The organism is Staphylococcus simulans (assembly GCF_002994445.1).
GTDB classification, from domain to species: Bacteria; Bacillota; Bacilli; order Staphylococcales; family Staphylococcaceae; genus Staphylococcus; species Staphylococcus simulans_B.
Window position 1 is genome coordinate 475912 of record NZ_MRZJ01000001.1, and the last position, 16681, is coordinate 492592.

The window sequence follows — 16681 nt, forward strand, 5'->3', positions numbered from 1 at the left end:
ACTTTTATCCTACAATTTCTCTTTTCAACTTTTTATATTTCAATAACATCGCGATTCTCCAAGGTACAATCATCGAAAAGGCAAGCAAGAAGAACATGCCAGCAAGTTGGCCTGGATGAATCTGACTGCTGATGACAATTTTCATAACAGTTCTGATGATTAATAATGTAATTAAAATAATCGGAAACGCTTTTGAACGTTTCATATATATATTTGAGCCCTTCACCTCAAAGCGAGAAGTCCAAATCAGTATGGTTGAAAATAAAACCCCTACAATCATAGATTCAAGGATTTCCATACCTGTTAATCTAAAATAAGGCACAACAAACATTAAAGCACCCGTAGACATAAATATAGGCGGTAAAATGAGTTTCTTCTCATTGACTGGAAACTTTTGCGCCTTCATTCTCACTATGATTACGGCAGCGCCCATTAAAAATGCTATACCGATGGAAAATATAAGATATAACACAGTGACACCTTCTTTTCGTCATTAAGTATATTCATAGAAATCATTTTATAGTATATCATTGCACATACGAAATGCCATACAAAATGATTAAAATATGTAAATCATTCCAATATAAAACAAAAGAAAGCCGTATGTTCAACCCACACAGCTTTCTTATTACAGATACTTTTATTTCATTTTTTGATCCATATTTTTGTTCATCATCGTCATCATTTGATTGATTTTCTTTTGAGATGGTTTTTGGCCCATTTGCATCATCATCATACGTAACATCTCTTCGTTAATCGGAGGGTTCTTTTTAAGATAATCCATCATATACTTTCTCGCTAAGAAGAAACCACCTACTAAACCGATGATTAGTGCAGCAATGATTAATAGAATTGCTATCCAAGTTGCCATTGTCTCACCCACTTTCTTTATCCTTTAGCATTTTACTAAAATAACTTTATCATTTCAAGTTGTATTTTACTATGACTGACTCTATTCACAAGAAAAAGAGCTATTCCAAGCTCCATTAAAACATGATTATTAATAACTGTTTTAATTACCGGAATAGCTCTTTCGTTTATTGCGCTATAAAATTTTATAGATTGTTTAATAATTTTAATACGTTTTCTTTAGTGAAGCCGTATTTTTCAACAACTAAACCGCCTGGTGCACTTGCGCCGAAACGATCGATTCCAAGTACTTCGCCTTGTAAACCGACATATTTGTGCCAACCTAATGAAGAAGCCATTTCCACTGCTAAACGTTTAGTGATTGTTGGAGGAATTACTTCATCTTGGTATGATTTAGGTTGTTGTTCGAATGCGTGCCAGTTTGGCATTGATACGACACGAATTGAATTGCCGTTATCCGCAAATGTTTTAGCAGCTTCTACTGCCAAGCTTACTTCTGAACCAGAAGCTAATACAAGATATTCTGGGTTTTCATCAGATTCGTAAACAACATATGCACCTTTACGTACACCTTCTTCAACTGTTTCTTTTGAAACATCTAATACTGGAAGGTTTTGACGTGTTAATACTAATGAAGTTGGTGTTTGTTCGCTTTCTAAAGCAACTTCCCATGCAACGCGAGTTTCGTTGCCGTCTGCTGGACGAATAACGTTCATGTTAGGGATTGCACGTAAACCTGGTAATTGTTCAATAGGTTCGTGTGTAGGACCATCTTCACCAACAGCGATAGAATCGTGTGTAAAGATGAATGTTGAGTTAAGACCCATGATTGCTGAAAGTCTTAATGCTGGTTTTAAATAGTCGCTGAATACGAAGAATGTTGCACCGTAAGGATTAACACCGCCGTGTGCAGCCATACCGTTAACTGCAGCAGCCATCGCAAATTCTCTTACACCGAACCAGATGTTTTTACCTTCAGATGTATTGCGATCATAATCTGATGCATCTTTAACGTTAGATTTGTTTGAACCAGCTAAGTCTGCTGAACCGCCGAAGAATGAAGGTACAGATTTGCTTAATGCTTGAATAACTTCACCAGAATCAGCACGTGTTGCACTTTCTGAACCTACTTCGAATTCAGGTAATTCTGCTTCATAATTATCTGGTAATTTACCAGCAATTGCATCTTTGAATTCTTGAGCTAATTCAGGATATTCTTTTGAATATTTTTCAACTAATGCTTTCCAAGCATCTTCATTTTCATTTGCACGTTTCAACATTGTTTCGTTGAATACGTCATAAACTTCATCTGGAACGTAGAAACGTTTTTCAGGATCAAGTTTATAATTTTCTAAAGTTAAAGTACGTTCATCTTCACCTAGAGGTGCGCCATGTACGCCATGTGTACCTGATTTGTTAGGTGAACCGTAACCAATTACTGTTTTTACTTCAATCATTGTTGGTCCGTTTTGTTCTTTAGCTTTTTCAATTGCGTTATTGATTTCGTCTAAGTCATTGCCGTCTTTAACTAAGATATGGTTCCAACCATATGATTCAAAACGTTTTTTGATGTCTTCTGAGAAAGCTTTGTCTAAGTCACCGTCTAATGAGATATCATTTGAATCGTAAAGTACGATTAATTTATCTAATTGCAAGTGGCCTGCTAATGAAGCCGCTTCATGTGAAATACCTTCCATTAAGTCACCATCAGAAGCTAACACATAAGTGTAATGGTTAACGACTTCTGCGTCCGGTTTGTTGAATTTTCCGGCTAAGTGGTTTTCAGCCATTGCCATACCAACTGACATTGCTAAACCTTGTCCTAATGGACCTGTTGTTACTTCAACACCTTGTGTATGTCTGAACTCTGGGTGTCCTGGTGTTTTAGAATCCCATTGTCTGAATTGTTTTAATTCCTCTAATTCTAAGCTTCCAGATACATGCAGCAAGCTGTAAAGCAATGCTGAACCATGTCCTGCAGATAAAATAAATCTGTCTCTGTTGAAATATTCGTTTGAATTAGGATTGAAATTCAAATGACGTGTCCATAATGTGTACGCCATTGGTGCAGCACCCATAGGTAATCCAGGGTGACCAGAATTTGCTTTTTCAATTGCATCAATACTTAATGCTCTGATTGTATTAATTGCAAGGTCGTCTCTTTTATCGAACATCAATATAACTTCCTTTCTATACAGCATGATTTTATGCCATTATACATTATATTCTCGGCTTTTCACATTGATTGTTCTTATGAAATCGCTATCAAATAAAATATGACGAAAAATCTCCATATATAGCAAAAAATGAGCTCTCAGAACATAGGTATTTTGTTCTAAAAGCTCTTATTTATAGTTTAATATAATTTAAGTTATTTTCTTTTATTTTGCTCACGTTGTACTTGTTTTAATTTTTCAGGTGTTACATCGTTTCCTTCTGGATCTAACACTTTTGTATTTTCAATTTGCTGTTTGAAACCTTCACGGAAAGTTTCTAAATATTTTTGATGCAATTCTGCTCTTTCTTTTGCTTCTTCTTTAGTTAAGCCTTCAGCTTTTTTCTTTTTAGAAAGTTCATTAATTCTATTAATAGTTTCTTTATGTTGATCTGCCATATTTTTGACCTCCAATAGTCTGATGATTATTCATATTAGCAAATAATTGTTTAAAACAAAATGAATATGCTTGTTTAACTTTTCCCGAATGCGTCGCTTTTACACAATGAATAACAAGAAAATGATATGGCAATTTTATGAATTCTGATTTATTTATCGAACAGCTGCTACAATCGGTTTGCTGTTCTGTTCGTCTTTTTCTATATATTGCTGTTCTTGTTCGGCTTTTTGTTCTGTTTTAGCTGATAGTGTATGATCCGTCATTTCGTACACTTGTTCTTGATTCCCTGACTGCTCTGCTCCGATTAAAAACGCTGAAACCAACATGAAAGACATTAATAATACTGCTGTGTATAGTAAAAAACTCGTTTGATATTTCTTAATCATAATTGAACACCCCTAGAACATTTGTTTGTATAAACACGATATCAGAACGACTGTTCGGTGTCAACACTTTTACGAACAAATGTTTGTAAAGATATTTTTAACATGCTATAATAAGAACAAATTAGAAGAGGATGTGCATATATATGACTGAACTTACGAAGCGTCAAAGCGAAATTTATGAATATATTAAATCAGTAGTTCAAACAAAAGGTTATCCGCCTAGTGTCAGAGAAATCGGTGAAGCTGTAGGATTAGCATCAAGCTCTACAGTTCATGGCCACTTATCACGTTTGGAAAGCAAAGGTTATATCCGACGCGACCCTACAAAACCAAGAGCAATTGAAATTGTAAGCGATCAAATAGAAGATGCTGCAGAAATAGAAGGTACCATTCATGTTCCTGTCATCGGTAAAGTTACTGCGGGTATTCCTATTACAGCAGTTGAAAATGTTGAAGAGTACTTCCCATTACCAGAACACTTTACATCAACGCATAATAGCGACATATTTATTTTAAATGTTGTCGGAGACAGTATGATTGAAGCAGGTATTTTAGATGGTGATAAAGTAATTGTCAGAAGCCAGACAATTGCAGAAAACGGCGACATTATTGTTGCTATGACTGAAGATGATGAAGCAACAGTAAAACGATTCTATAAAGAAAAACACCGTTATAGACTTCAACCTGAAAACAGCACAATGGATCCGATTTACCTTGAACATGTAACAGTATTAGGTAAAGTAGTCGGCCTATTTAGAGAACTATAAGCTGTCGCCTCTGTTCATTGGCATATCATCTCTTCTTAATTATCGTTCGTAGTTTATGATTAATTCTAATCAATTTTAAATATAAGCACGCCTTAGTGTTCTCAACTTATAAGACATTAAGGCGTGCTTTTTTGCTATTTAATATTTTGTTTTTACTTTCTTTAACATTTTAAGCTTTGTATACTGCTAAAAGAGACCAAAAAGAAAAGTAAGCAATTAATATCACCAATATTTTCTTGCTGCTTTCATAGTTTGATATTTATATAAATCGAAAATTCTCTTATAATGAATATAAGTATAACTTTAGGAGTGAAATGAAAAATGGACTTACTATACAAAGGTAAAACGAAAGATGTATATCAAGACAAAGATGGTGAAGTTGTTTTATTCTTCAAAGATGATATGACTGGTAAAGACGGTGTGTTTGATCCAGGTGAAAACCAAGTAGGATTAACTGTCGAAGGTTCAGGAAAAGCTGGTTTGAAAATGACAAGCTATTTCTTCGAAAAAATTAACGCTGCAGGTATTCCAACTCATTATATTGATTCTGACCTTGATGAACGCCAAATGCGCGTTAAAAAAGTATCAGTATTCGGTAATGGATTAGAAGTCATTTGCAGATATCGTGCTGTCGGTTCTTTCATCCGCAGATATGGCGACTATATTGAAGACGGTGCACCGCTTAACGGTTATGTTGAAATGACTTTAAAAGATGACGAACGACAAGATCCTCTTATCAACAAAGCAGCTCTTGAAGCCCTAAATATTTTAAAACCCGGCGAATATGATGAAATTGCTGATTTAACAGTTAAAATTTCTGACATCATTAAAGATGAACTCGCACAAAAAGGTTTAGAGTTATACGATATTAAATTAGAGTTCGGTCGCGATGAAGCAACTGGAGAAGTATTGCTTATTGATGAAATTTCTGGAGGTAACATGCGTGTCTTTGATAAAGACGGTAAATACATTGAACCGTTAGAATTTGGAAATTATCTCTTTTAATTGAAAAAAATGCCGGAATTGAAAATTTCAGTTCCGGCATTTTATTTATTAAATAGACTTTATGAATGCGATATACTGTTTACTCCCCTCAAGCAAATCATCATAACTCGCATGGTTTACAGTACCATACTGCGCAAAGTACCCTTTATATTCAGCCCCTATATAATTAAAAGTCGCAATGAATGGCGATAACAATGTTTCTAATGCAAATCCATTCGAACCATCTTTAGAATAATCTTCTTCTAAACTGCCTACTGTCGTCGCAATCGCAAACTTTTTATTATGAAGTTTCGTTCCTTCTGGACCATACGCAAAATTATATAAGAACACTTCATCCAGATACTGTTTTAATAACGGAGGACTACTATACCAATAGAGAGGAAATTGGAACACAATTGTATCGTAATTCAATAACCTTTCTTGTTCACGAGACACATCTATTTCATTATCAGGATACAGTTCATATAATTCAACCATATCAATTTGTTTACTCACCACAGCATCTCTCCACATACGGTTCACTACTGAGTGCTTCATATCCGGATGTATAATGATAACTAATGTACGCATAATAACGCCCCTTTGAATTAAGTTATAATACATAAAACATGATTTTCTCGCTCACGTTTAAATGAGTCAATGTGATTCAAAACTTCATTTATTTCATCGACTATAATTACAATATACACTACCTTATCAACTTATTCATTATTAATAATACTGAGACAATATGAAATCAACAATAATTTCTACATAAAAAAACTGTTAACCACAGTTTCAAAATGTGATTAACAGTTCATCCTTTATTTTGACTCTTTTATTTTTCAAAATACAAATACTTAACTTGTATAATTTTCAGTCCAGAATGGTTGTCTGTCTTCATTAAAGTCGACACCTACACCTAAGTTTTTAAATCCTGACTGTAAAATATTTTTTCTATGTCCTTCTGAGTTCATTAATCCTTCGTGTGCAAAGATACTGTTCTGATGTCCGTACGCTAAGTTTTCACCTGCACTGTTATAATCAATGCCGTCTTTTTTCATACGATCAAAAGGAGACTCTCCTTTAGGGTTTGTATGATCAAAGTAATGATGATCTGCCATATCTTTACTATGTTTTCTCGCAGTATTAGAAATAGCATCACTGTATTTCAGAACTGACAATCCTTTTTGAACACGTTCTGCATTTACTAAATCAAAGTTTTGCATTTCAAAGCCGTATGTTAAAGAAGTGGATGGCGCACCATATTGTTTAGTGAGTCGATTTTCCATTTCTTTACTGATTTGCATAATACCTGTCACTTGATTATTTTCATGCTTATCATAAAAGACTGTTGTATAAATACCGTCTTTATCAAACGTATCGTACTCATCGCTTTCGATTTGATATTTATAATTACCTTTGGTCATAGAAGTAATCGGATCGCCTAATCGGCTTCTGACAGCAGTTTTAGGTGAACCGTATTTTATCTTCGATTTAGAAGAGATTACATTCTGGTTGCTATAAATACCGTTAACTTTGCCATCGATATAACTCACCATGACAAATGATTGATAATCATCGTGGTAAGCGTACCATTTCAAACCGTATTCATTTGAAGTCACACGTTCAGGTTTTCCAAGTTGTTGTTCAACTTCTGATTGTGACATATTCATTTGTATGTTCCTGAATGCAAAATCTTGCTTATCTGGAACTTTCAACGGTTCTTTAGAAATGCTTTCATTTGCGGCTAATGCTTGAACCTTAGCTTTAGTCTGATTTTGAATATCTATCATAAAAGATGTTTCTTTTATAGGAATACATAATGCCAAAAGCAAGAAAACAAATGAAAAACCAAATACTCTTTTAATCGCCTACACCTCCAGGCAATACCTTAGTCTCTGTCACCATTAAAAATAGAATTTCTAACAATAACATAATCTACTTTTCTTAATGAACCTAAATCATTGCCTCCGGCATATGAAATAGAACTTTGTAAGTCTTGCTGCATTTCTTTCAGCGTATCTGCTAAAGTTCCTTTATGTTCTACAAACATCTTTTTGCCTTCAACATTTTTGCGTTCACCTTTTTGATATTCTGAAGCACTGCCGAAATATTCTTTATATAACTTGCCGTCAAGCTCCACAGTTTCACCTGGTGATTCTTCATGTGCTGCAAATAATGAGCCGATCATGACCATTGAAGCACCAAAGCGAATTGATTTTGCGATATCGCCGTGTGTACGGATACCGCCATCAGCAATAATCGGTTTGCGCGCTGCCTTGCTGCAATGATTGATAGCAGCTAATTGCCATCCGCCAGTACCAAATCCAGTTTTAATTTTAGTAATACATACACGTCCTGGTCCGATACCTACTTTTGTCGCATCTGCACCGGCATTTTCTAATTCTCTGACCCCTTCTGGTGTCCCTACATTCCCTGCAATTACAAATGATTCAGGTAAATATGATTTCAAGTGGCGAATCATTTTAATAACTTGATCAGAATGGCCATGTGCAATATCAATCGTAATATATTCAGGTTTTAAACCTTCTTTTGCAATTTCTTTTACAAATTCATATTCATTATCTTTCACACCTACAGAGATAGAAGCAAATAGTCCTTTTGATTGCATCTTTTTAATAAAAGGAATTCTTGCTGCTTCATCAAAACGGTGCATGATATAAAAGTAATCATTCTCCGCAAACCATTCAGCCAATTTTTCATTCATCACTGTCTGCATATTGGCTGGAACGACTGGCATTTTAAATTTACGCGGTCCGAATTGAACTGTCGTATCACATTCTGAACGGCTTTTTACAATACATTTATTAGGAATCAACTGTACGTCTTCGTAGTCAAATATTTTCATTTTTAACACCTTGCCCTTATTGTTTACTTTTTATCAAAAGTCCAACATACATCATACTACTTCACAAATAAATTTGCCATTAAGAACATTGTAAAATAAAAATGTAAATATTATATAGAAAAGAGGCACCTCATAATATATGAAGGCACCCCTTAAAATTATGCATGAAATATCATTAGTTTAATGTTCTTCCAAGTATATTATTGACCATGCAATTAACTGCTGATTGTGATTTCATTTAAATAACCATTGTGGTCAAAGAATGCGGTATAAGACCCTGCTTGTGTCGCATATTTAACATATGTTCCATCGCCATTACCTAATTTCCCTTCATTTAGAATCGTATTGGATTGATGTGCTTGTTTAAACACTGCTTTTGTTACACTGTTGGGTTTAGAGAAAAATGTGAGCTGTACCACTTGATTATTCGCATTAAACTGTACTGAAGTATCATATACACGTTTAGAATAAGCAAATTCATTCACAGCATTAGGATTTACTTTGTAGCCATCAATTGTGACATTGTCGTATTTTAAAGCACGGACAAAATTATAATCTTGTGTAAATGAAGCATCATATGTTGTATAGCCATTAAAATTGTACCAAGGTGTCACACTGCTCAATTGAGTCGTATCAGCTTTACGATTAGCATATAAAGTACCCGTACCGCCTTCACCATGTCCCCATTTTTGAGTTTGCTCTGCTGCTTGTGTATCTGTATTATTCGTCGTGACATGTGTTGCCGAAGTTCCTAAGACAAGTGTCGATATAACAAGCGTTGCAATACTTAACTTACTTGTTCTAAGCATAATACATCACTCCTTATAATATAGTCGCATCTCAAAGATAATGTAAATGTACACTTTTAGTATATACATATTTATAAAATTCCGCAAAACATATCATTGAAAAATTGCAAAAAAAAGAACACATTTCACTCAAGAAATGTGTACCTTAAATGTTATCGTCGTTAAATTATCGAATTACCAGCTTGCTTTTCTTACGCCTGGAATTTGACCTTTATGTGCATGGTCTCTGAAAGCAATACGTGACATTTCGAATTTTCTCATTACACCACGTGGTCTTCCAGTAACTTTACATCTGCGAGTTAAACGAGTTGGTGATGAATCTCTTGGTAATTTTCTTAATGCTTCGTAGTCACCTTTAGCTTTTAACTCTTGACGTTTAGCGTAATATTTAGCAACGAGTTCTTCTCGTTTTTGTTCTTTAACAACTTTAGATTTTTTTGCCATTAAAGTTCCTGCCTTTCTTTATAGTAATAGTTCATAATCGTAATTATTACGATTTATATCATAACACAAATTGGAGCTTTATCAATACTTTTTGCTCATTTTTTAAGCAAAGTTATTTACTAATCGGAAGTTTTTCTATAAAATAGAATACATTGAGCTTATGTTGCTTATTTTTAAACAATCTTGCACGAAATGCATGATTATGGTAAATTTAAGTGCGTAAGTATTGCTAATAACTTAATAGAAAGGGTGTCTACATTGCGCGTAAACGTAACTTTAGCTTGCACAGAATGCGGCGATCGTAATTATATTACTACTAAAAACAAACGTAACAATCCTGAACGTATCGAAATGAAAAAATACTGCCCAAGATTGAACAAATATACATTACACCGCGAAACTAAATAATGTATTGAAACTATGATAGTGAACTTGCCTATTTTCAAGGTAACGTTCACTTTTTTTATTGAATGTTTCCAATATACACCTCACACTTATATTTGTCTATGGTACAAAAGCTAAGTATTTACCCCATTTCTAATAATGAGTTCATATTTTCTGAATTTTTTAAAAATATTCGCTTTAAAGTGCTAAATTCCATTGATTAGTTGTCAGAAAACTATTAGAATAGAGTACATATATTTTAATTTAAAGATTAGAGGTAACGCATATGGATGAAAACAAAATGAATCGAGGACTCAGTTCTCGCCATATATCAATGATTGCAATCGGGGGTGCAATCGGTACAGGTCTCTTTATCGCAATGGGCGGTGTCATTTCCCAAGCAGGACCTGGCGGTGCGATTGCAGCGTATTTAATCATTGGTGTTATGTTATATTTCTTAATGTCATCAGTCGGAGAACTTGCAACCTTTTACCCTGTATCTGGTTCCTTCAGTTCCTATTCAACGCGATTCGTTGACCCTTCTCTTGGCTTTACAGTCGGTTGGTTATACTGGATCATGTGGACACTTGTTACAAGCGTAGATGTCATTATCGCATCAAACGTATTATACTATTGGGACACATTCAAGTTCTTCTCTCCACTTACTTGGAGTTTAATATTTATTACATTCTTACTATTATTGAATATCTTTACAGTAAGAGCCTTCGGTGAAGCGGAATTCTGGTTGGCAGCGATTAAAGTCGTTACGATTATCGTTTTCATCGTTGTAGGTATATTAACTATTTTCGGTATTCTTGGCGGCCATACGTATGGTTTCAAAAACTTCACAATCGGTGAAGCACCATTTGTAGGCGGTATTGCTGGATTCTTAAGCGTTCTGTTGATAGCCGGATTCTCCGTCGGAGGAACGGAAATTGTCGCAGTCACAGCCGGTGAATCAGATGATCCTAAAAAATCAATGCCAAGCGCAATTAAATCTGTATTCTGGAGAATTTTATTATTCTACGTACTATCAATCGCGGTTATTTCAGCAATTTTACCTTATAATGAACCGTTATTACTTAACAAAAGCGAATCTGTTACACAAAGTCCATTTACGATAGTGTTTGACAGAGTCGGCATCGCTTTTGCGGCATCTGTAATCAATGCGGTTATTTTAACGTCATTATTATCAGCCGCAAACTCTGGTATCTATTCAACAAGCCGTATGCTGTTCTCACTCAGCACAGACAGACAAGCACCGAAGTTCTTAAGCTATTTGCACGGTAAAACAAAATTGCCTATGGCTGCGATCTTGACGAACTTTATTCTAGTAGTCGCAGTTATTATTTTAGCGAACTTCCATCCTAATGCTATCTTTGCATTACTAGGTATTATCGGACAACTTGTTATTTTCGTATGGGCAGCCGCAATCTTTTCTCAAATTCGATTGCGCAGCGGTTTAAAAGCACAAGGCATAGATGTCAATGGACGGTTGCCGTATAAATCACCGTTGTATCCGTTTGGACCTATTTTAGTTTTATCAATACTTGTTTTCTTATTAGTCGGCGGATCATTCGACAACATCGTTCATTTGAAAGTCGGAGGATTAATAAAAGACTTCGCACCAATTGTCGTACTCTTTATTATTTTCATTGTGCATAAAATCGTTAAGAAAACAAAACCTGTTAAATTAAAAGAAATGGATGTAAGAAGTTTCGAAGAATTTAATAAAGTAAAATAATACTTTCACACTGACAGATTGGCTTTTGCCAATCTGTTTTTTTTATTCATTCATCTCTCTTTAAAGATTTTACCGACTATAGATATGTAGTATAATAAGAGTAATAAGAAGATCAGAAATTGAGGTGTTGCAACTTGGTAGGACAAACAAATTTATTTGACGATGTATTAAAAGAAGATGAACGTTTTGTCATCGTAGTTCAATCTCTTGAAGAAAAACATGGGAGACTCGTTAAACGTACTTTAAGAGAATATCCAAGCTTAGAGCATGATCAAATGGTACCTCTGTTTGAACACTTAAAAGACGTCTATCTGAGCGAACCATTTGAAACTGGGCAATCTGCCTTTATCATCACAGTCTATACTAACCTAGACTACTCTGCCGACAATATTTATGCATTGGTTAAACGCAACCACGGCATGCATGAATGGACACACACAGCAAAATAAACGCACGTAAATAAAGGATACTATCTGCCGCTTGCATGATAGTATCCTTTATTTCATTTATAGTAATTCTTTTAGCGCATGGACAATACCGTCTGAATTATTGTCTAACGTCACAAAATCAGCAATTTCTTTTAATTCATCTCTTGCATTACCCATCGCAACAGCACAACCCGCTTCTTTCAGCATAGAATAATCATTCATACTGTCGCCGAACGCAATTGTTTTCGAAATTGGAATTCCTTCTTTTTCGCATAACGCATGCAATGCATTGCCTTTAGAAACACCATGCGGAATAAATTCGATAAAGAATGGTTTACTAGTTGTTACATCAATTTTCGAACTGAATGAATCGCCTAACTCACTCATAATTTCATTTACATGCGGTACATAATCTACACCCAGCACTTTAGCTACAGGGTTTTGAATGAAGTCTTTCAAATCCTCTACTTTGTGCATCGGCAATCCTGTCAACTCGGATTCAATATTCATGTATTCATGTGTGCCGTCATAAATAATATGGCCATCATGGTAAGTTAAAGCAAAGATGTTTTGTGCTCTGCAAAAATCAATGATTTTATCAAAATCTGCTTTAGATACACTGGTTTCATCTTCTAGTTCTCCATCTTGTACACGTGTCGTACGGCTGCCGTTAAAACTGATGACATAGCTTTCATGTTCATTCAGCTTTAAATCTCTCGCAATCGGAAGCATACCTTCTGTAGGACGCCCTGATGCTAATACAACACGGTAGCCTTGTTCTTGCAATTGAATTAAATAGTCTGCTGTGATCGGACTGACTTCATTCTCAGAATTGAGTAAAGTATCATCCATATCCATTACAATCATTTCATATTTACGCATTTGATGTTTCATGCTCCTTTCAAGCTATTCCCATCAAATTATACATTACTTTGCCATTATTCATAGACTTTTTCAACTATAATACCGCTTTTATTTACTGAAATTAATTCCGATTCGCAATCTGGCAGTTCTTTATTTAAACATCTTACTAATTTACCGCTTTTAGACGGATCAATCAGCGTTAAAATTGTCGGACCTGCCCCGCTGATAACTGTCGCATAAGAATGATATTCTCTGCCGACAGCTTTCACATGTTTGAATTCTGGAATTAATTCTTGGCGATAAGGTTCATGGAACCCATCCATTTCCATCAGCATACCGGCTAATTGATAATCATGCTGCATCAAAGCACTCAACATCGTGTTGCTGATAGCACTGTACTGCACTGCTTGAGAATGTTCAAATGTTTTCGGCAGCACTTGTCTTGAATCATGTGTTTTCAATTCATATTTTGGAATCGTAATAACTAAATTGACATATGGGGGCTCAATCGACGAAATAAATGTTTGTTTCGTGTCATGGTTATAAAACCCTGCAATCATACCTCCATAGATTACCGGCGCTACGTTATCTGGATGTCCTTCTATTTCTGTTGCCGCTTCAACCATCTCAAACTCTGACAGTTGCAGATGTCCGAAGAAATCTGCTAAATAAATTCCTGCTACTAAAGCAGAAGCCGAGGACCCAAGTCCTCGAGCTAATGGTATTTCACTGCGCATTGTTACGCTTAACGGCGGAACGTGCACATCAAACTTTTTTTCTAAAAACTGAACGACCTGATAGATTAAGTGGTTGCGATCTGTAGGCAAACCATTTAAATTATCGCCTTTATGATGAAAATGCCATTCATCATCATCGCTCAGCTTAGCATCTACATACAAAAATTTATTTAATGCCAGACCAATCGAATCAAAACCTACGCCTAAGTTGGCAGTAGAAGCGGGAACTTTAAGTTTTAAACTTTCTCCCATTAATGCATTGCTCCTTTGATGTATTTAATAATGCTTTCTTTATCATTTGGTAATGATTGAATTGGATTATCTAATAATGAAATTGCTGTATCAGGGTCTTTTAATCCATTACCTGTTAAGACAGCAGTAACTGTAATGCCTTGCGGTAATTTTCCTGCTCTGTGCAGCTTGATTAAGCCGGCAATTGAAGCATTACTTGCAGGTTCAGCGAATACTCCTTCTTTAGAAGCTAATAATTGATAAGCTTCTAAAATTTCTTCATCTGTCACACTATCGATTAAACCGTCTGATTCTTTTAATGCAGTCACAGCTTTATCCCAACTTGCAGGGTTGCCGATACGAATTGCAGTCGCAACGGTTTCAGGGTTTTTGATGACTTTATTTTGAACAATCGGTGATGCCCCTTCAGCTTGGAAGCCGAATAATTTAGGCAATCCTGTTTGACGTTTGTCGTTGAATTCTTTAAAACCTTTCCAATAAGCTGTAATGTTACCGGCATTTCCTACTGGAATTGCTAATACGTCCGGTGCTTTACCGCCTAATTGATCGACTACTTCGAATGCACCTGTTTTTTGACCTTCAATTCGATATGGATTGATTGAGTTGACTAACTCGATATCGCCGCCTTCTCTGGCAACTTCTTTTACAATTTCAAGTGCTTCGTCGAAGTTGCCTTCAATAGAAACAATTTCCGCACCGTACATTACTGCTTGAGACAATTTGCCTAAAGCAATTTTACCTTCAGGAATCACGACGATTGCTTTTAAGCCAGAACGTGCAGCATAGGCTGCAGCTGCAGCTGAAGTATTTCCTGTAGAAGCACAAATTACTACTTTTTTACCTTCTTCTTTAGCTTTAGTAACTGCCATTACCATACCGCGGTCTTTGAATGAACCTGTAGGATTGGCACCTTCGAATTTAACAAATAAATTAATACCTAACATTTCTGATAATGTGTCGCAATGAATCAACGGCGTATGGCCTTCATTTAAAGTTACATTCGGTGTATTTTCATTGACTGGGAGATATTCTTTATACTCTTGTACTAAACCTTGCCATCTTTTCATATTTAATTAAACCCCTTCTACTGGATAAACTTTTTCTACTGGATATTTGCCTTGTGCTAGTATTTGTTCAACAGGCACATCTGTACCTTTTACGACTACAGCGGCTGTGTCGCCGTTTCTTTCAATAACATTGAGTGATTTGTGAAGCGGAAGCTGTGCTTTTACTTCTTCTTCAACGCGTTTAACCGGTGCACCGTTTGTTTTTAATACGATATAGTAATTGCTTTTTTCTTTTAATTTTGTCGGTTCATCAGCATCAATCATTTCTTTCGCATGTTCTGTTTTCAATTCAAAATGCGGCGGCAATGTGTGCAGATTAGATTCAAATTGAAGTGAAACGTTCAATAAGTCGCTGACTACAGCACTGCCGGTAGCTAAGCTCCCTGCACCTTTACCATAGAACATTGTTTCTCCTACTGAATCCCCAATGACGTAAATTGCATTGTATTCATTTTCTACAGAAGCCAACTGATGGGCTTCATCAATTAATGTCGGTGCAACAGATGTTTCGATAACTCCGTTTTCGAAAGTACCTTTACCGATTAATTTGATTTTATAGCCTAACGCTTTAGCAGCATTAATGTCATCTACAGATACTTCTGAAATACCTGTCAATTTCACATCTTTTAAGTTGATGACTCTGTTAAATGATAAGTAAGTAACGATGACAACTTTACGTGCAGCATCTACGCCTTCCACATCGTCTGTCGGATCTGCTTCTGCAAAACCTAAACGCTGTGCTTCGTCTAATGCTTCTTCAAAGCTTGCGCCTTCTTGTGTCATCTTTGTCAAAATAAAGTTGGATGTACCATTCAAGATACCCATGAATTTGCTGATATTGTTCGCATTCAATCCGTTGTTGATCGCATTGACGATAGGAATACCGCCTGCAACACTGGCTTCGAATTTTAATGCTACTTTGTTTTCTTCTGCTAAATCTTCTAATTCACGCAGATGCACTGCTAATAAGTCCTTATTTGCAGTAATGACATGCTTGCCCTGCTGCAATGATTGTTTCAACCATTCTACAGTCGGCTCGATTCCGCCCATAACTTCAATCACGATATCTACTTCATCGTCATTAAGAATTTCATCAACATCTTCAGTAAGATGGTACTTGCTGATATTTAAAGGACGTTTTTTTGTTTTGTCTCTGACAAGAATATGTTTGATCTGAAGATCTTTGTGAATCGTATCCTTTATCTGTTGATGATTCTCTTCGATAATTTTAACTACTCCTGAGCCCACTGTTCCCAGACCGAGCAAAGCGATGTTTAACTTCTTCATAAATACATTCCTCCGTTTGTTCGTTCTAAAAAAACACCTGTACTATTGAAAAATACTTGATTATGGTTTAGTATAAATTCATTCATCAAAATTGTAAAGTTCAAAAAATTTGGAATATGTTGAAATTTTAGCATTTTTTACCAAAAAAACAAAGCAGTAATCTATTAAGAT

General features: G+C 35.5%; 19 protein-coding genes. 5 read left to right on the plus strand and 14 right to left on the minus strand.

The window, feature by feature from the left end:
- Positions 1-4: 4 nt before the first annotated feature.
- From C7N65_RS02435 to sosA, 5 genes are all read right to left on the minus strand, one after another.
- Positions 5-472: a CcdC family protein gene (locus C7N65_RS02435; RefSeq protein WP_105992876.1), complete on the minus strand. Its 468-nt coding sequence runs from the start codon at positions 470-472 to the stop codon at positions 5-7.
- Positions 473-640: 168 nt separating this feature from the next.
- The gene (locus tag C7N65_RS02440; protein WP_023015255.1) at positions 641-871 is read right to left on the minus strand and encodes a YneF family protein; all 231 of its coding nucleotides are present in this window, start codon (positions 869-871) and stop codon (positions 641-643) included.
- Positions 872-1055: 184 nt separating this feature from the next.
- A complete protein-coding gene (tkt, locus tag C7N65_RS02445; RefSeq protein WP_105992877.1) occupies positions 1056-3044 on the minus strand; it encodes a transketolase in 1989 nt (662 codons plus the stop codon).
- A 197-nt stretch (positions 3045-3241) separates the two neighbouring features.
- Positions 3242-3484: a DUF896 domain-containing protein gene (locus C7N65_RS02450; protein WP_105992878.1), complete on the minus strand. Its 243-nt coding sequence runs from the start codon at positions 3482-3484 to the stop codon at positions 3242-3244.
- A gap of 153 nt (positions 3485-3637) precedes the next feature.
- A complete protein-coding gene (gene sosA / locus C7N65_RS02455) occupies positions 3638-3871 on the minus strand; it encodes a DNA damage-induced cell division inhibitor SosA (protein WP_105992879.1) in 234 nt (77 codons plus the stop codon).
- A 143-nt stretch (positions 3872-4014) separates the two neighbouring features.
- On the opposite strand from sosA, the gene lexA reads away from it, so the two are divergent.
- Both lexA and C7N65_RS02465 read left to right on the plus strand, forming a co-directional pair.
- Positions 4015-4638 (plus strand): transcriptional repressor LexA, encoded by a 624-nt coding sequence (gene lexA, locus C7N65_RS02460; protein ID WP_105992880.1) that lies wholly within the window; start codon positions 4015-4017, stop codon positions 4636-4638.
- Positions 4639-4959: 321 nt separating this feature from the next.
- On the plus strand, positions 4960-5643 hold the full coding sequence (locus tag C7N65_RS02465) for a phosphoribosylaminoimidazolesuccinocarboxamide synthase (protein ID WP_105992881.1): 684 nt from the start codon (positions 4960-4962) through the stop codon (positions 5641-5643).
- A gap of 48 nt (positions 5644-5691) precedes the next feature.
- Here the strand turns inward: C7N65_RS02465 and C7N65_RS02470 are convergent, their stop codons facing one another.
- From C7N65_RS02470 to rpsN, 5 genes are all read right to left on the minus strand, one after another.
- On the minus strand, positions 5692-6213 hold the full coding sequence (locus C7N65_RS02470; RefSeq protein WP_158698093.1) for an NAD(P)H-dependent oxidoreductase: 522 nt from the start codon (positions 6211-6213) through the stop codon (positions 5692-5694).
- A gap of 269 nt (positions 6214-6482) precedes the next feature.
- Positions 6483-7493: a CAP domain-containing protein gene (locus C7N65_RS02475; protein WP_234019044.1), complete on the minus strand. Its 1011-nt coding sequence runs from the start codon at positions 7491-7493 to the stop codon at positions 6483-6485.
- 23 nt (positions 7494-7516) lie between these two features.
- Positions 7517-8494 carry a GMP reductase gene (gene guaC, locus C7N65_RS02480; RefSeq protein WP_105992884.1) on the minus strand — a complete coding sequence of 326 codons (978 nt, stop codon included), beginning with the start codon at positions 8492-8494 and terminating at the stop codon, positions 7517-7519.
- Between the two features lie 215 nt (positions 8495-8709).
- Complete coding sequence (gene isaB, locus C7N65_RS02485; RefSeq protein ID WP_105992885.1) at positions 8710-9303, minus strand: immunodominant staphylococcal antigen IsaB family protein; 594 nt, start codon at positions 9301-9303, stop codon at positions 8710-8712.
- A 174-nt stretch (positions 9304-9477) separates the two neighbouring features.
- Positions 9478-9747, minus strand: coding sequence for a 30S ribosomal protein S14 (rpsN, locus tag C7N65_RS02490; RefSeq protein ID WP_105992886.1), 270 nt, complete (start codon positions 9745-9747; stop codon positions 9478-9480).
- Between the two features lie 258 nt (positions 9748-10005).
- Between rpsN and rpmG the strand changes: the two genes are divergently transcribed.
- The 3 genes from rpmG (at position 10006) to C7N65_RS02505 (ending at position 12324) form a co-directional block, all read left to right on the plus strand.
- The gene (gene rpmG / locus C7N65_RS02495) at positions 10006-10155 is read left to right on the plus strand and encodes a 50S ribosomal protein L33 (RefSeq protein ID WP_001265708.1); all 150 of its coding nucleotides are present in this window, start codon (positions 10006-10008) and stop codon (positions 10153-10155) included.
- Between the two features lie 262 nt (positions 10156-10417).
- Positions 10418-11875: an amino acid permease gene (locus tag C7N65_RS02500; protein ID WP_105992887.1), complete on the plus strand. Its 1458-nt coding sequence runs from the start codon at positions 10418-10420 to the stop codon at positions 11873-11875.
- 134 nt (positions 11876-12009) lie between these two features.
- Positions 12010-12324 carry a hypothetical protein gene (locus tag C7N65_RS02505; RefSeq protein WP_105992888.1) on the plus strand — a complete coding sequence of 105 codons (315 nt, stop codon included), beginning with the start codon at positions 12010-12012 and terminating at the stop codon, positions 12322-12324.
- Positions 12325-12381: 57 nt separating this feature from the next.
- On the opposite strand, the gene C7N65_RS02510 is transcribed toward C7N65_RS02505, so the two are convergent.
- From C7N65_RS02510 to C7N65_RS02525, 4 genes are read right to left on the minus strand one after another with little or no spacing between them, the layout of a single operon-like run.
- Positions 12382-13185: a Cof-type HAD-IIB family hydrolase gene (locus tag C7N65_RS02510; RefSeq protein ID WP_105992889.1), complete on the minus strand. Its 804-nt coding sequence runs from the start codon at positions 13183-13185 to the stop codon at positions 12382-12384.
- Positions 13186-13241: 56 nt separating this feature from the next.
- Positions 13242-14156 (minus strand): homoserine kinase, encoded by a 915-nt coding sequence (thrB, locus tag C7N65_RS02515; RefSeq protein WP_105992890.1) that lies wholly within the window; start codon positions 14154-14156, stop codon positions 13242-13244.
- On the minus strand, positions 14156-15223 hold the full coding sequence (gene thrC / locus C7N65_RS02520; RefSeq protein WP_105992891.1) for a threonine synthase: 1068 nt from the start codon (positions 15221-15223) through the stop codon (positions 14156-14158). Before thrC ends, thrB begins: the two co-directional genes overlap by 1 nt.
- A 6-nt stretch (positions 15224-15229) precedes the next feature.
- Entirely contained in the window at positions 15230-16510 is a 1281-nt protein-coding gene (locus C7N65_RS02525) for a homoserine dehydrogenase (RefSeq protein WP_105992892.1), read from the minus strand.
- Between the last annotated feature and the right edge of the window lie 171 nt (positions 16511-16681).

Coding starts and splice junctions, on each gene's coding strand:
- C7N65_RS02450 (WP_105992878.1), bottom strand. CDS start 3,484: ATGGCAGATCAACATAAAGAAACTATTAATAGAATTAATGAACTTTCT.
- C7N65_RS02465 (WP_105992881.1), top strand. CDS start 4,960: ATGGACTTACTATACAAAGGTAAAACGAAAGATGTATATCAAGACAAA.
- C7N65_RS02525 (WP_105992892.1), bottom strand. CDS start 16,510: ATGAAGAAGTTAAACATCGCTTTGCTCGGTCTGGGAACAGTGGGCTCA.
- tkt (WP_105992877.1), bottom strand. CDS start 3,044: ATGTTCGATAAAAGAGACGACCTTGCAATTAATACAATCAGAGCATTA.
- C7N65_RS02510 (WP_105992889.1), bottom strand. CDS start 13,185: ATGCGTAAATATGAAATGATTGTAATGGATATGGATGATACTTTACTC.
- isaB (WP_105992885.1), bottom strand. CDS start 9,303: ATGCTTAGAACAAGTAAGTTAAGTATTGCAACGCTTGTTATATCGACA.
- lexA (WP_105992880.1), top strand. CDS start 4,015: ATGACTGAACTTACGAAGCGTCAAAGCGAAATTTATGAATATATTAAA.
- thrC (WP_105992891.1), bottom strand. CDS start 15,223: ATGAAAAGATGGCAAGGTTTAGTACAAGAGTATAAAGAATATCTCCCA.
- rpsN (WP_105992886.1), bottom strand. CDS start 9,747: ATGGCAAAAAAATCTAAAGTTGTTAAAGAACAAAAACGAGAAGAACTC.
- C7N65_RS02440 (WP_023015255.1), bottom strand. CDS start 871: ATGGCAACTTGGATAGCAATTCTATTAATCATTGCTGCACTAATCATC.
- sosA (WP_105992879.1), bottom strand. CDS start 3,871: ATGATTAAGAAATATCAAACGAGTTTTTTACTATACACAGCAGTATTA.
- thrB (WP_105992890.1), bottom strand. CDS start 14,156: ATGGGAGAAAGTTTAAAACTTAAAGTTCCCGCTTCTACTGCCAACTTA.
- guaC (WP_105992884.1), bottom strand. CDS start 8,494: ATGAAAATATTTGACTACGAAGACGTACAGTTGATTCCTAATAAATGT.
- C7N65_RS02500 (WP_105992887.1), top strand. CDS start 10,418: ATGGATGAAAACAAAATGAATCGAGGACTCAGTTCTCGCCATATATCA.
- C7N65_RS02470 (WP_158698093.1), bottom strand. CDS start 6,213: ATGCGTACATTAGTTATCATTATACATCCGGATATGAAGCACTCAGTA.